Annotated in this window: 9 protein-coding genes; 5 read left to right on the top strand and 4 right to left on the bottom strand. The window is 34.8% G+C overall.

Annotation, left to right across the window (positions count from 1 at the left end):
• The first annotated feature begins 17 nt into the window (after positions 1–17).
• From obgE to E5D58_RS02240, 3 genes are all read left to right on the top strand, one after another.
• The gene (obgE, locus tag E5D58_RS02250) at positions 18–1016 is read left to right on the top strand and encodes a GTPase ObgE (RefSeq protein ID WP_136480192.1); all 999 of its coding nucleotides are present in this window, start codon (positions 18–20) and stop codon (positions 1014–1016) included.
• A gap of 143 nt (positions 1017–1159) precedes the next feature.
• Complete coding sequence (locus E5D58_RS02245; protein ID WP_136480191.1) at positions 1160–1681, top strand: DUF4136 domain-containing protein; 522 nt, start codon at positions 1160–1162, stop codon at positions 1679–1681.
• Positions 1682–1766: 85 nt separating this feature from the next.
• The gene (locus E5D58_RS02240; RefSeq protein ID WP_136480190.1) at positions 1767–2480 is read left to right on the top strand and encodes an SDR family oxidoreductase; all 714 of its coding nucleotides are present in this window, start codon (positions 1767–1769) and stop codon (positions 2478–2480) included.
• Here the strand turns inward: E5D58_RS02240 and E5D58_RS02235 are convergent, their stop codons facing one another.
• The 3 genes from E5D58_RS02235 to E5D58_RS02225 are packed head-to-tail and all read right to left on the bottom strand — an operon-like array spanning position 2481 to position 10973.
• Positions 2481–3893: a T9SS type A sorting domain-containing protein gene (locus tag E5D58_RS02235; RefSeq protein ID WP_136480189.1), complete on the bottom strand. Its 1413-nt coding sequence runs from the start codon at positions 3891–3893 to the stop codon at positions 2481–2483.
• A 1-nt stretch (position 3894) separates the two neighbouring features.
• Positions 3895–4383 carry a hypothetical protein gene (locus E5D58_RS02230; RefSeq protein ID WP_136480188.1) on the bottom strand — a complete coding sequence of 163 codons (489 nt, stop codon included), beginning with the start codon at positions 4381–4383 and terminating at the stop codon, positions 3895–3897.
• A gap of 38 nt (positions 4384–4421) precedes the next feature.
• The gene (locus E5D58_RS02225) at positions 4422–10973 is read right to left on the bottom strand and encodes an alpha-2-macroglobulin family protein (RefSeq protein WP_168796609.1); all 6552 of its coding nucleotides are present in this window, start codon (positions 10971–10973) and stop codon (positions 4422–4424) included.
• A 207-nt stretch (positions 10974–11180) separates the two neighbouring features.
• Here E5D58_RS02225 and E5D58_RS02220 point away from each other — a divergent pair, with 207 nt between their 5' ends.
• Together E5D58_RS02220 and E5D58_RS02215 are read left to right on the top strand one after the other, a co-directional pair.
• Positions 11181–12131, top strand: coding sequence for a tetratricopeptide repeat protein (locus E5D58_RS02220; RefSeq protein WP_136480187.1), 951 nt, complete (start codon positions 11181–11183; stop codon positions 12129–12131).
• A 189-nt stretch (positions 12132–12320) separates the two neighbouring features.
• Complete coding sequence (locus tag E5D58_RS02215; protein WP_136480186.1) at positions 12321–13676, top strand: UDP-N-acetylmuramate--L-alanine ligase; 1356 nt, start codon at positions 12321–12323, stop codon at positions 13674–13676.
• Here the strand turns inward: E5D58_RS02215 and E5D58_RS02210 are convergent.
• Positions 13665–16106: a mechanosensitive ion channel family protein gene (locus E5D58_RS02210; protein WP_136480185.1), complete on the bottom strand. Its 2442-nt coding sequence runs from the start codon at positions 16104–16106 to the stop codon at positions 13665–13667. The two genes, E5D58_RS02215 and E5D58_RS02210, sit on opposite strands and share 12 nt — an antisense overlap.
• Positions 16107–16119 lie beyond the last annotated feature (13 nt).

The following is a 16119-nucleotide window of genomic DNA, read 5'->3' as shown; positions in this document are numbered from 1 at the left end:
AAATTTCAAGTACCGTTATGACCGAAGGGAATTTTGTTGATTATGTAAAAATGTATGTAGCTTCTGGTAATGGCGGAAAGGGATCTGCGCATTTACATCGAGAGAAATATATTACTAAAGGTGGGCCAGACGGAGGTGATGGAGGTCGTGGTGGTCATGTTATTGTAAGAGGAAAAGCAAATCTATGGACTTTACTTCATCTCAAGTTTAAAAAGCATACACGCGCTGGACATGGCGAGCACGGTAGTAGTGGTAGGAGTTTTGGAGCCGATGGAGAAGATGTTTACATTGATGTGCCTTTGGGCACCGTGGTAAGAGATACAGAAACAAATGCGGTTATTTTTGAAATAACAAAGGATGGTGAGGAACAAATTCTTGCCAAAGGCGGCAAGGGTGGATTAGGAAATTGGCATTTTAAATCGTCTACTAACCAGACACCACGTTATGCCCAACCAGGGTTACCCATGGAAGAGAAATACGTTACCATGGAACTTAAAATTTTGGCAGATGTTGGCTTAGTAGGCTTTCCTAATGCCGGAAAATCTACGTTGCTATCTGTTGTAACCTCAGCAAAACCTAAAATTGCCGATTACGAGTTTACAACCCTGAAACCTAATTTGGGCATTGTTAAGTATCGCGATTTTCAAACCTTTGTTATGGCCGATATCCCTGGTATTATAGAAGGCGCTGCAGAGGGTAAAGGGCTTGGGCATTATTTTCTTCGTCATATAGAACGAAATTCGGTTTTGTTGTTTTTAATTCCAGCAGATGCAGATAACATTAAAAAACAATATGATATTCTTTTAGATGAACTAAGACGTTACAATCCAGAAATGCTTGATAAAGATCGCATTATAGCCATTTCAAAATCGGATATGTTAGACGACGAACTAAAAGCAGAATTAAAAGTTGAGCTAGATAAAGAGTTACCCATTCCTTATCATTTTATTTCCTCGGTGGCACAACAAGGTATTACAGAACTTAAAGATACCTTATGGAAAACCCTAAATAATTAGGGCGTTTCCTTCCTTACGTCTGGTCGGGCTTTCGGTAGTCGCTCTTTGCAAGGAGCTCCAACAATACCTCAATCCCTAACGCATAGGTAAATGGTTTTAACAATGGAATAATTTTTGATTACATTTATCATAAAAAAAATACCATGCGCCTACTAACTGTATTTACTTTTTTGATTTTTGCATCCTGTGCTCCCATACATGTTACTTATGATTATGATAGGACAGCAAACTTTGCAACGTATAAGACCTATCAGTATTTCGCCGATATGAATACTGGCTTAAGCGAATTAGATACTAATAGACTTCTAGATGCTCTAGACGCTAAAATGGCTGAAAAAGGGTATGGCATTTCTAAAACCCCAGACTTTTTTATTGATATAAAGAGCAGGGCATACCAAGAAGGACCCAAGAGCACAGTAGGTATTGGCATGGGAGGAACTAGTGGTAATGTTGGTGGCGGGATTTCAGTGGGGATTCCTGTGGGAGAAGGTAATATAAACAGGGAAATTACAATCGATTTTGTAAATCAAAGTAAAAGGCAACTATTTTGGCAGGCCATAAGCGAAGCTTCCTATAATCCAGATGCATCTCCAGAGGCTAGAGACAATATGCTTAAAGCCATAGTAGATAAAGTATTGTCTAAATACCCTCCAGAGCAAAAGTAATGTGGTCTTAAATTTTATCGTTTTACTAACAAAAATTGTTCGGCTAAGATTTTATCATTTTGTAGCTTTACTAAAAAGATAAAATATGAAAAATCAAGTAGCTTTAATAACAGGAGGATCAAAAGGAATTGGGTATGGTATAGCCGAAGCGCTGTTAATGCAAGGGGTTCATGTTGCCGTAACAAGTAGAAGTGAAGAGGCCGCAAAAAATGCAGCTCAAAGTTTAAATGCTTTGGGGTTGAGCGGAAAGGCCATTGGTGTTATGGCCGATGTTAGAGATTTTAAGAGCCAACAAAACGCTGTTATACAGGTGCTTAAATCTTTTGGTGCCATAAATATCGTAGTTGCTAATGCTGGTTTGGGGCATTTTGCAAGTATCGAAGATTTATCAATTAATCAATGGAATGAAACTATTGACACCAATTTAACCGGCGTTTTTTATTCTATTAAAGCCACGGTTGACGCGCTAAAGGCTTCTAAAGGGTATTTTATTACGATTTCAAGCTTGGCTGGAACAAACTTTTTTGCTAAAGGTTCCGCTTATAATGCAAGTAAATTTGGACTTACAGGGTTTACCCAGTCTGTAATGTTAGATTTAAGACAGTATGGTGTTAAAGTTAGTACGATTATGCCAGGGTCTGTTTCAACTTACTTTAACGGCAATACACCAAAAGAGGAGGATGTCTGGAAAATTCAAATTGAAGATATTGGAGAACTTGTGGTCGATTTAATTAAAATGAATCCAAGAACATTGCCTAGCAAGATAGAAGTAAGACCTACTATGCCACCGAGAAAATAATTAATTTTTGACAATACGTTTACTAAAAACTAAACTGTTATTAGCGTAAAAATGGGCAACGTAAATACCGTCGCTTAGGGAACTTATGTCAACTGGGGTATGAGTCAAGGTGCTAATATTAACAGTCTTTACTACTTTGCCATCTATGCTCGAAATTTTTACAGATAAATCTCTTGTAAGTTGACTGTCAAATTTCAAATTCAAAATGGAGCTTGTAGGATTAGGGTATAATTGAATGTTATATTCATTGGTTTTACTTTCAATAGTTTCAATGCCTAAGGTAGAGTAATTAATTATCCACTCCACTGTGAATACATGTGACCCTTCATCATGATTGTCAACTTTTAAAAATGGCGAATTATCATGAACAACAGCTATTAGGGTGTTTTCGCCTATAACCAAATCGGATTCTGAAACGGATACCATTTCTATACCGTTTGCAAACGGGTTTTCATTTAACGACCAAGAACTTTCTAGTGTGTTTGGTTCTGGCTTTATGAGTTCCAGCTGAAAATCTATTGGAAAATCTGGCGCGTCGATAGCATTCGTAATTGGGAAATAAGCATCAATTGGAGACACCAAATCGTGTATTTTTTCGATTATCCCTTCGGTGCAAACTGGGCAGAAAGATTTATCAACACGTTCCATAATACAATTTTGATGTGGCTTATACCAAGTTGCGGCAACCCCAGAGTTGCCATGAGGATAAATGCCAACACCTTCAATATTCAGCCAATTTTTCCATTTTATCAACTCTGGACTTGTTTCTTGAGTCATGTTAATGGCTTCACTGGCACGAATATCTCCAGGGTAGTATTCATCTTTTAATTTAAATAGAGAATGCCCTAGTTCATGCAGAGCCACTTTTGCACCCCAAAAACCATTGTAAGAAATCGCGAATTTTCCTCCAGAACCACCATATGTATTCGTATTAACCAACACGATGCCCGCATCATACTGGGGAAAATTGTCCATTAAAACATAGGTGATTTTTGCTTCTGCGCCTCCTGCCGTTATACCATCAACGCCATAAAATAGAAGCCTATGTATGCCATAAGCATCAAAAGTTGAATCAAAATATGTGTCAAAAATCTCAGGAGTAGCACCATTTTCATCGATGTCTGTGGCGGTAGCGGGGTGGTCGGCACCACTTTCATTGGAGGGTACCTTTATGGCATATACATTAAAATAAGGTTCGTACTCTTTAAGTGGACTAGAATTAAATATGGTCGAAGTAAAGTTAGTGGCATCCGTCAAAAAATCATCTAATTCAGTTGTCTGGTAGCCATCACTTAAAAACACCAAGTTTATACGCTTATCACTATCTCCTGAAATCTTAATGGGTTCAACATCAAAAGTCTGTGGATATAAGTAGTTGCTTAGAAGTAGCAAAATGCATAAGATTGGTTTCATTCTAATCTATTTTGGCTTTGTTAAGGAGCTTATTATCAGCAAAAGTACTAATTGTTATATTATTAGCATGATGATGTAGCTGCATCCTTAGAGTAAACATCGTTTTTTCAATGCTAAAGGACTTAGTTTGAAACTCCATAGATTCTGTCGAGAACTCAACTGTTTTGTTCAACGGGTCTTTTATAAGCGTGGTGGCTAAAACTTCTGATTTGCTATTAAGCTGCTTGCAAACTAAGTCTCCGGGTTTTCCATTTTCCATAGATTCAGAGGTTTTTATTTTACCTTCAACTATTTTCTGTTGTAATAGTTCAACCATTTTTTTGCCATCATCCTCTTTAGAAATGCTATATGTTAAAAAAATAATTTTTGGAGACTTTATAGTTTCAGTTTTAAGAGGGGCTGCTTGCTTAGTCCCACCACATGAAAAGATTAGCAACAGTACAAATGCTAATTTTAATGGTTTAAGTTTTAATGGGTGTTTTTTTAGCATAACTTCTTAAATTAAGCATAGGCAAATTTAGGTATTGTTTATTTGGTTTCAATATGTATTCTTGAACCTTCGCTATGACTTGAATATTCGGGGGCATACATGCTTTGTATACTAGTAATTCCATTACTCATGTCACCAGAGTTATTTACACGTAAATCATATTCAAATATATAAACGCCCTTTGGTAAATAATTAAAAAAGAAATTAGTACTGGCATCCTTGGTGCTTTCATAATAGCCAAGTCCATCCTGCCATTTATAGCTACTTAATACGTTTACTGGCTCTAATCCGGAGGCACGCATATCTTTCATATGCAGAAACTCCATAGTTCTATCACTTTTTAGTTCAATTCTAACGGTTACAAGGTCTCCCACTTGCAGTTGTGTTTGAGGTGTTATTTCTTTTAGCTCTTCTCCTAAATCGGTATTCTTTTTGAGAAATAATTTCTTTTTAAGACTTAGGGGTGTTTCTGAAGATGTTATTTTGTCTAGGTCTTCAAAATATTGCCAATAGAGGCTTCCCCATGCTATGCCTGGTGTCTTTTTGCTGAGTTTCACATTAGCCATATCTGCATTAATCTCTGCTGGAGACCAAGATGTTTTATAATAACCTGTCCTGGCTTCTACTTGTACTTGCTCTAATTTTGTTGGTTCAATTTTTTTGTTAGCAACACTAACCTCAACCATTTCGGTAACACTTAGCCAATCGGCACCTTGGAGCAACATAGCATAAATAGCTTCTGTAGTGGCTTTTGTTGTTTTCCATTGGTTAGTCTGTTTGTTCTTAAGAAGCCAAATTTTTAGATTATCAGTGGTTTCTTCAAGTCTAGCATCACTCATAATATGCTTACCTGCTTCACTAAAGGCTTCCACTAACAAGGCTTGTGTTTCAACAGGTGCTTGATACCAGTACCAAGAATTGGAGTTTGATTTCCAGTACATCCCCAATTCTTTAGAAGTTATGCTCGTTTCCAGTAATGATTTTAAGATTTTACTAGACGTTTGTATGTCTTTATTTCTATTAGCTATTAAGGCCATCATGCCTTTAGAGTATAAGGATTGTTTTAGCCAGAATTTCTTGATTTGAGTTTGATAATAGGCAATAATGCCCTCTAACTCTTTCGACTTTTTAATATCTGGAAAAAAGCTTCGCATGTATAAATAATGGATCTGATAATGGCTTAAATGATCCTTATTTAAGTCTGCATTGGAATGGTTTGTTTTTAGGTCGTTATATTCTTTAATGAATTGCGCATCTAAATATCTAATTGCTTTATCAAGCATATTGGAATAGTTCCCAGTATTAATTCCTAGGTGCTTAAGGTGCCCAAAACCAATTACAATATGTTGAGTGATATAACGGTTTGTTTTACCGCCATTAAACCAAGACCAGCCGCCCGACGATAATTGATTTGACTTTAATTTATTTTTGGAAGCCAGGAGTTCCTGATTCATCTTGTTTAGGTCAAAAAGTAAAGCGATGCGCTTTTTTTGCTCTGTTTCGCTTTGGGCATCGCGAATCCATGGTGTTTCTTGAATGAGGATGGACTTTAATTCTGGATTCTTTTCTAGCTTACTTATTAGGGTTTTGTTAGAGCGCCATTGATTGAATACTTCTTTTATTCTGGGGTTTGAATTGGCTATATGACTAGCGAAAGCATTGGCATAATATCTGGAAAATGTTTGTTCGTTGCATTGGTAAGGGTATTCCATTAAATAAGGTAAAGCCTGTATTGCGTACCACGCCGGATTTGAAGTTATTTCTAATGTAAGTTTATGATGTTTAAGGGTTTTAGAATTGTTGGTTTTTAGTTTATCAAGAGTAAAGCTTCGGGTTTCATTACTTCTTACCCACATAGGGAGCGTTTCTGTTACCAACGTTCTGTTTGATAATACAGGTAATACATTTTGTTCGCCATCGCTGAAATTTTCGGTTTTAGCTATTATTTTATATTGTATGGCTTGAATCCCTTTAGGGATGCTTAAACTCCAGGATACTTGGGTATTACCATTTGGAGATAAATCAAAACGTTTGTTGTTAATGACGTTACCAAGTTTGGTGTCAATATTGTCTCCGGAAATGGCATCGGTTAAAAGTAATATAACACTCCCATTCATATTGGTATCGGTAAGATTTGCTATTTTGGTACTAATGCGTATGTTGTCGCCTTCGCGCAAAAAACGTGGTGTATTTGGAATAACCATTAATTCCTTTTGGGTCACTGCGTTTAATGTTTTAATCGCACTTTCTAGAGTTTTTGTGTGTGCTAATAACTGAAGTTTCCATTTTGTAAGAGCTTCGGGTGTTGTAAAACTAAAACTAATAGTACTAGAAGCATCTGTTTTTAAGTTTGGATAAAAGAAGGCGGTTTCTTGAAGATTTTTTCTAACAGGCATTTGGGTAAAAGCATTAAGACCAGATTTTGTTGTAATAATAACAACACCATTAGCACCTTTTGTGCCGTAAATTGCGGTTGCTGATGCGTCCTTTAAAACGTCAATTGATTCTATATCAGAGGAATCTAAATCAAGTTCTCCTTCTACTATTTTTCCATCTACAATAAACAAAGGGTTACTTTTGCTAGATGTCCCGCTGCCTTTAATCTTTATATTTTCTGGAGCTCCAGAAACTTGAGAAAGTTCAATCCCAGATACTTTTCCTGCCAATGCATTAAGACTTGCATCTGCGGTAATATATTCAGATCGTACGGTAGAAACAGATCCTGTTATTGCCGATTTTTTTTGTGTGCCGTAACCTACAACAACAACTTCCTCCAGAGAAGCGCTATCTTCTTTTAAAGTTATGTTTAAATGATTGCTATTAACTTTTATGGCTTGGTTTTTAAAACCTAAATAACTTATTTCTATCTCGTCATCTTTTTTGGCTTTGATAGCGAAATTTCCATCAAAATCGGTAGAGGTTCCAATCGTACTACCTTTAACCATAATATTTACTCCTGGTAAGGGAAGTCCTGATTCGTCGTAAATAGTTCCTGAAATGAATCCTTTTGCAATATTTTTATGAAAGGCTGCAGACCGTTTGTTTCTAATCTGTATTAAATAAAGGTCGTTAACCCTTATATTATTCACAAGACTAAACCCAAACCAATTAAATTCGTCGTAAGACCGTTGCGGATAACTAAAACGTTGATAATTGCTGTGACCTCTAAAATTTCGAGTTCCAAAACTGCTATAGGCAGACCTTTTATTGTGCGAGGTGTAGCTTAAATTATATGTTGGAGAGAACGCCCATTTATGGGGTTTAAACTGGTCTAGTGAAAGGTCGTACATGCTTGCTAATAATTCTGCACTTACTTTTTCGTTATGCGGACCTTTAATATTGAATTGCCAGGTTTCGTCATTTCCAGGTTGTAATTTGTCCCGAAACGTTATAGTTTCTATGTCTAGATTAGTTTTAGGACCTTCAACAGGAATTATTCTGGTACCCGATTTATAACTATTAAAAAAGGCATAGCTGTATTGAAGAGCAAACCCATTCATGTCCTTAGCTGTAACCGGAATAGCAATTACTTTTTTGTTAGCATTGAGTTGAATAACCTGTGTATTTACAGTATTATGATTTTTTTCAATGGAAAGCGTAACGTTTAAAAACTTTGCCGCAGAACCTAAAGTCACATAGGCTGTATCTCCAACTTGATAAAATGACTTGTCTGTTGTTAAAGTTAAAATTTGGTTATCAGCAGGTAACTCATCTTTTTGGCTATAAAAGGTTGTTTTAATTTCATCTTTAACGAGTTGTCCAAATTTATCCTTACTTTCAAGAATGGCAATATATTGTCCAGAAGGCCATTTTTTTAACTTTCCTAATTTTACTGTTTTAGACAGGTTGGTATCAAAACGTTTGTGTAGTATTAATGCGCCTTTTTCCCAATATTTTACTTGGTCTTCAGTATTGTATGGGTCGTGAGGAAATAAATTTTTAAAAGCTTCCTCAGAGAATTCTTGATAATCTGGAGCAGGCCATGGGCGTTCTCTTAAAACCGTATTTGGAGCTTTAAGTTTATATATTTTTATGGATCCTTTTGCAGGAACAAATTCATCATTCAAATTTTTTGTACTTACCGTTATCTCGTAATTTTTTGTGCTTTTGTCAATAATATTATCTAGAGTCATTTTAGCCATTAAGGCATGGTAACCAACCTTTACGGTAGATTTTGCTCTTCGAGTTTCTCCATTTAAATCGGTAATATCCGCAATAACTTCATAGTTAAATATAGGAAGCGTTGTAGGGTCTATAGATGTGTCTGGGATGGCTTTAAACGTTAGTTCAAATTGACCAGAATTGTTAGTTTTTGTTTCACCAAAAGAAATCTCCTGGGGTTCACTTTGAAACCAAGGACGATACCAATAATACCACTCAGGATATTGAACCTTACGGTGTATACGGTAAACAACCTTAGCGTTGGTTACCTGACTCCCTGCGTAGGCTTTGGCATTTCCTGAAATTGTTATAGAATCGTTTACTTTAAAAGTATCTTTTATTGGTGAAAACGAAGCTTCAAATTTAGGGCGTTTGTATTCCTCTACAGAAAATCTGTAGTCGGTATCAATATCAATAGCATTGGAATCTGCATAAAGGTTGATATAGTATTCACCGTTTAAACCGCTAGAGGGTAATACGAATTCGCCAGAAATAGATCCAAAATCATTAGTTTTTAATTCTAGAGAGATCACATCATCATCGTTAACATCGTAGACATCCAAATAAAATAATTTGTTGGGGATAACTTCGGATTTGCCATTCTTAGATTTTAACGCAATGGCTTTGAAATAAACCGTTTGTCCTGGCCTGTAAATACTTCTATCAGTAAATAAAAATGCCTTGTAGTCAATCCTTTTTTTAGAATTAGGGTACTTTTTGTTTATATAATAGTCTCCAAAGTAAGCAGTGTCAGACCCTGTTACTACCTTTAATTTGACATCATTATACCAACTGTCGTCTTTTTCAATTTTTATTTCACCAAGTTCATTAGGTCTTAAATCCTGAGATACTTTTTGTCCTAACTTTTGAGAATAATAGCTAAAGCCTATTTTAGATTCGGAAAGTGGTTTGCCGTTGTTTCTATTAATAACTTGAAAAATTTTGTGTTTTAAAGTTTCTGTTTCAGCCAGAGCAATATTGGTAACTTGAATGTCTGAAATAGCAAAATAATCTTGAGACTTATTTTGATAAGCCACAATCAAGTATCTTCCATTACTTAGCTTGGGAATTAAAATTTCAGTATTGTGGATTTGGTAGTCACCTTCATTTCTTAAGGAAGTAATCCAAGATTTTGATATGTTTAGTTTTTTAAAGAGGGCCTTTTGGTCTTCTGCTCTATAAGATTTTTTGTATTTTTTATACTGGGAGTCAGAGAGTTTGTATGCAATAAACTGGATTGAATCAATATTTTTAAATTGAACTAGAAGACGCGCATGTTTTTGAGTAGGAAGAAACTTTTCAGTGGTTATTGTAAGACTTGGTCTTTCTATTTGAGCTTTTAAAATTTTACAATTTTTAGAAGCAAAGCCATCTGGCGATTTGGAAATTACAGCATTACATAAATCTATAGCCTCTTTAGCCTTCCATCGATGTTCTTGATTGTTCTTTGGATGGTATGTTTTACTTTGGTTAAAGTGGGTAGATGCTATTTCAAAGTCATATAACGAGGCTGCTTCCGTGTCATTTATGGAGGCTCTTTCTTGTTTTAGAGCGTCTATGAATATGTCTTTTTTGTTTGAAAAAGTAGCATGGTTATGTACAAACTTTAGCCGTTCAAGATTCACATCTGTTAATGCTAAAGGCTTTTTGTTTTTTAAATGGAAACGTACTAAAGACTTGTAAATTTTTAGGGCATTTAGTTGAAGCGAGGTCGTATCTTTAGATGTTATATTCAAGGTAGAAAATCTTTCGGCATCAGCCATATATTCATCGTTGTCTATCTCAAATTTATATGATGGTTTTGTAATATGGGTTTCACTAGTTTTGTAAAAATCAAGCGCCGCATGACTTAAGAAGTCAAAAAGGGTAGGTCTAAATATTTTGGAGTCTTTTTGTTCATTTAATAGTGCTTCATAAGTTTCTAGTTTTTCTTGCTGAAGCATAAGACCATTTTTCAATGAGTTTTGGTAATGGACGTGAATTGCGTCAAATAAACTTTGTAAATCCCATGTTCTAAAATCTGCATTATCTTTTACGTTTTTTACTTGGGTTCTGTTATAAAACTGCCATCGGTTATTCTTAAAATATTGCCAGTATAAATTGGCTAAAATGCTTTCTAGAATATTCTTGCTAGGAAAAGCACTTTCTGTTATTTGGGTTTTAATACTATCAATAATTTTTAACTGCGCATCTTCTTCTAAAACCAAAGCAAATTTACTTTTGTAAAGCAAGACTTTAATTATTTGCGAATGGTTGTCTTCTGCTTTAGCCTTTATTTCTATGCGCTCAACATCTTCAAGAGCACTTGTAATCAAACCTTCTAATTCATGGTGTTCTACTTGCTTCCAAAGGGTAGCATAAGCATCTGCTTGCGCTAAACTAAGGTGAGAAAATAGTGTGAAGAAAAAAATTGTTAAAAGGTGTTTCATGTTCTTTAGTTTTCTGCTAACTTACTTTCAAAAGCCATTCCAAAAAAATGTAAATGCGTGAAATGCGTTATTGATTGAGTGAAATTACTCAATTTAAAGGTAAAGGAACGTTGCCTACAACTAGCAAAATAAAAATCTTAATGGTATCTTAATTACCTAATATACTTGTTTAAGAAAGATTATTTTTGCCAACAGAAATCGAATAATATGCGAAAAATCTGGTTTTTATTTTTACTGCCATTAATAACCATTGCTCAGACAAGTGTCGATAAGGCAGATACGTTTTTAAAAAATAGACAATATGATGATGCCGAACGATTACTTAGTAATTACGTAAAGTCAAATCCAGATAATTTAAAAGCTGTAGAATTATTAGGAGATGCCTACGGACACCAGAAAAAATGGGATGAAGCTATAGATACCTATAGAACTTTAGTAGAGCATGATGCAAATAATGCTAATTATCACTACAAATATGGTGGTGTGTTAGGCATGAAGGCTCTAGAAAATAAATTAAGTGCTATTGGGTTTATTGGCGATTTAAAATATGCTTTTGAACGAGCAGCCGAATTAGATAAAACACATATAGATACGCGTTGGGCTCTTGTAGAGTTGTATATGGAACTACCCAGCATTGTTGGGGGAAGTGTTAAAAAATCTATGAAGTACGCCCAGGAGTTAGAAGACTTATCAAAAGTAGATGGTTATTTAGCTAAAGGCTATATTTATGAGTATGATGATGAGCCAGAATTAGCTGAGAAATACTATAAAATGGCTATTAAAGAAGGGGGGTCAATGACATGTTTCGATAAACTAACCACATTTTATCAAAATCAAAACAAACCCAAAGCAGCCATAAAAAATATAGAATCAGCAAAAGAAAAGCACCAAAGAAATGCCTTGCATTATCAGATAGGGAAGGTTGCTGCAGAGTATAACGTAGAGCTATATAAAGGGGAAAAGTGTTTGCATACATATATAAAGAATTACACGGCTAAAGACGGTGTTCCAAAAGCATGGGCTTATTACAGACTAGCACAAATACAAACCCATAAATACAATAAAGAAAAAGCCTTAAACTATATTAATATGGCAATTACAGAACTACCTAATATTAAGCCTTTTGTTAAGCAAAAGGATATTATTTTAAAAATGTAATATCTAGGTAGAACAGAAAGGTTGCACTTTTTATTATACTTTTTCTATTACTTTAAAAAAGGGTGCTATCCCAAAAACTTGTTTAGTATTTAATAGTCTTTACCACAGCAATTCATATATTTACTTTTCTAAATAACACGGTTTGTAAAGGACAGTATTTGCTTCAAAAAGATTTCAATAGAAAAAAATATGAACGTACATTTTATCGCTATAGGAGGGGCTGCAATGCACAATTTGGCCTTGGCATTACATAATAAAGGTTATCGGGTTACAGGAAGTGACGATACCATTTTTGAACCCTCTAAATCCAGATTGGAATCTAAGGGGCTCTTACCCGCGGCTTTTGGTTGGTTTCCAGAAAAGATTCATGATACATTGGACGCCATTGTTTTAGGAATGCATGCCAAGGTAGATAATCCAGAACTTCTAAAGGCTCAAGAATTGGGCCTTACAATTTATAGCTACCCAGAGTTTTTATATGAACAGGCTAAGCATAAAACACGTGTAGTTATAGGAGGGAGTCATGGAAAAACAACGATTACTTCTATGATTTTACATGTAATGCATTATCATGATAAAGATGTTGATTATATGGTGGGAGCGCAACTGGAAGGTTTCGATGTCATGGTAAAACTTACTGAAGATAATGATTTTATGGTTTTAGAAGGCGATGAGTATTTAAGTTCACCAATTGATAGACGTCCTAAATTTCATTTGTATAAACCTAATATTGCATTGCTAAGTGGTATTGCTTGGGATCATATCAATGTATTTCCTACCTATGAGAATTATGTGAAGCAGTTTAGCATTTTTGTAGACTCTATAGTAAGTGGTGGTAGTATTACTTATAACGAGGAAGATCTTGAAGTAAAACGCATTGTAGAGGCTAGTGAAAATACAATAAGAAAAATACCGTACGGCACACCAGATTATACTGTTGAAGACGGGCAGACACTAATTGAAACTCCAGAAGGTCCTTTGCCAATTGAAGTTTTTGGAAAACATAATTTAAATAATTTAGCAGGAGCTAAGTGGATTTGTCAGCACATGGGAATTGATGAGGACGATTTTTATGAAGCTATTTCAACGTTTAAAGGAGCTAGTAAACGTTTAGAAAAAATAGCTCAAGGAAAGACAAGCGTAGCCTATAAAGATTTTGCACATTCACCAAGTAAAGTTCAAGCCACAACAGAGGCCGTAAAGGATCAGTATAAGAAAAAAGAGTTAGTGGCTTGCTTAGAGTTACATACCTATAGCAGTTTAAATGTCGAGTTTTTAAAAGAGTATAAGGGAGCGTTGGATGCAGCCGACATAGCAGTTGTATTCTATTCACCAAGCGCTTTAGAGATTAAGAAACTTGATAAAATCACAGATACCCAAATAGCAAACGCTTTTGAACGTGCAGATCTACTTATTTATACCAATCCAGATGCTTTTAAAGAATTTCTATTCACTCAAGATTTTAATGACAAAGCATTGCTTCTTATGAGTTCTGGAAACTATGGTGGTTTAGATTTTGATTCTGTAAAATCTTTAATTGTCTAATTTTTTCGGCATATCTTTAATATAAATGTCCTGTTGCGGAAACGGAATTTCTATATCATGCTCCTTAAATTTATTATAAATAGCTACAGAAACGTCGCTCTTGGCTTGTAGGCCAACTTCAAAATGGACCCAAAAGCGTAATCTAAAGTTTAATGAACTATCTCCAAAATCACTAAATAGAGCTATGGGAGGTGGGTCGATCATAGTTTCAGAATAATCTAAGGCACATTGCTTTAAAATTTCTAAAACTTGATTAGGATCAGAACCGTAGGTTGTTCCAATTAGTATTTCTACACGTTTTATATTATTTGAAAGCGTCCAGTTAATTAAATCATTAGAGACAAGGTTGTTATTAGGGACTACCACATCGGCACCATCAAATGTACTTATGCTAGAAGAGCGAACCCCAATTTTATTGACATTGCCGAGCAAATTATTAACTTCAATTGTGTCTCCTGGTAATATAGGGCGTTCAAAAATTAGTATGATGCCCGAAACAAAATTTGAAATTATATTTTGTAGCCCAAAACCAATACCTAAACCTAGGGCGCCAGCCATTAAATTAAATTTCCCCAAGTCAATACCTAACGAGGATAAAGCAAAGACCACACCAAATGCAAGAATCAAATACCTAACAACCAAGGAAATTGCATTTGGAATACCTTTGGGAAGCTTTAAAAATTGTAATGCGCCATCATCGCCATCAATAATAAAACTTATAAAGGTTGTTGTTAAGAAAGATCCAGCTAGAATTAGAAGAAACGACAGAATATCCCCGATTGTAAAGGCGAGGCTCCCGACAATATAAGGCTCGGTTAAAAAATTGTTGAAGAAAGTGAGAATGGTTTCAAACTGGTCTAAAATTTTTATAAAAAACAATACCCAAATAATGAAAACAACGTACTGAATAACTTTTAAAATTTTCTTTTCAGTGATTGCTTTTTGTGTAGTATGACTAGCTTGTTTCGGACCAAAATGGCGATGAACTAAGGCTAAAGCAACTCCTTCTAAAATTCGCAACGTGGCATAAAAGACAATTGAAATGGCACTGCCTTGGGTACAAAATTTTAATGATATATCTGCTAGGTTTGTATACCCTAAAATGTTTGAGAGAATCGATATAAGGGCCAAACCATAAATTAAAGGTGTTAGTCTAATAAAAAATACCCCCATTTTTTTTAACGGAAGTTTCCTTGTTTTGATATATGGTTTTGTAAAATAAAATACTGTTAGTATAACAAAAAAAGATCCCGCTAAAAGGTATAGGCGATATTGATAAGATTCAAACCATACATAGGTTTTTATAGAGTTAAAAACATAGAAAAATATAATCACATAAATAACATTTCGAAATCTTTCATTTAAGCTTTTATATACTATTGGAATTGTTAATATTAAGGCAGAGAGAGAAATAAGGTTCTCTAATAATTCTGGAGCATTGTTAAAATAAAGCTTGGCTAGGAGTAAACATATAAATGCTATTGAGGCCCAGGTTTTAATATAAATTAAGTCTAACGATTTTTTTAGAAAATCGTTACTCTCATCATACTTGTACATCTTGATTCCCTTTTTTAGATACCTAAAAAAGATTACAATAAAAAGAACAAAAACAATGTAGAGGTAAATTAAGTGTTCAAAGGTTTTAAAAAAGTCAAACGAGTTTTTTAGCTTTTCAAGGCCGGATTCCTTAATACTTCGCGGTAAATTGATGTCTGAGCTACGAAAAGAAGCTTTCCAAAGAGGTTCATGCCGTCTATTAAATATATGATACGTTTCCGAACTTTTTAATACTTCTAGGTCTTCAATAGTAGAATCTGTAATTGCAATTTGGTTATTTATTCGAGATTCTAAACTTAAATATCGCTTATTCCTAGTAATAAAATTGGCCTTAAGCTTTTTAAAGTCTTGCCAAGTTTCCTCAATATCATGAAGTATTTCTACCGGAAGGTCTTCAGTTTTAGACTTGTCTAGGGTAAGTTTCCAAGTTTGTTCAGAGAAAGACGCATCCTCAAGAATTCGGGCATTTCTTTGAATATGATCATTCACGGTGGTTTGCCAAACATTAAAATAGTCGCTAGTTCGATACCATTTGTTTAGCAAGTTATTTATTTTTTGCTTGTTGGGGTTAGCCTTCAAAAACAATTCGGCATCTTTTCGTTTTTCAGCAATAAGCTTTTTCTGAATGGGAAAGAGCGAGTCTATTCTTAATAAAGATTTCTTGGGTTCTAATTTTTGGCTAAAATCTTTTAACTTTTCCTTTGCTATTTGTATTTCTTGAACAACATCAAGACTAGGAATAGCCTGAGGTTTTTTTATGGACGTTGAATCGGAAAATAGGATGCTTTCATTACGTTGCGCTAGAACCGAAAAGCAGGTCAACATTAAAAGAAAGACCAATTGTTTTTTAGAGAAAGCTATTAACGTGTCCATAAGTAAATACAAT

Origin of the sequence: Cognatitamlana onchidii (assembly GCF_004804355.1) — a bacterium.
Lineage (GTDB): Bacteria > Bacteroidota > Bacteroidia > Flavobacteriales > Flavobacteriaceae > Cognatitamlana > Cognatitamlana onchidii.
This window is presented reverse-complemented; position numbering and strand designations above follow the sequence as displayed.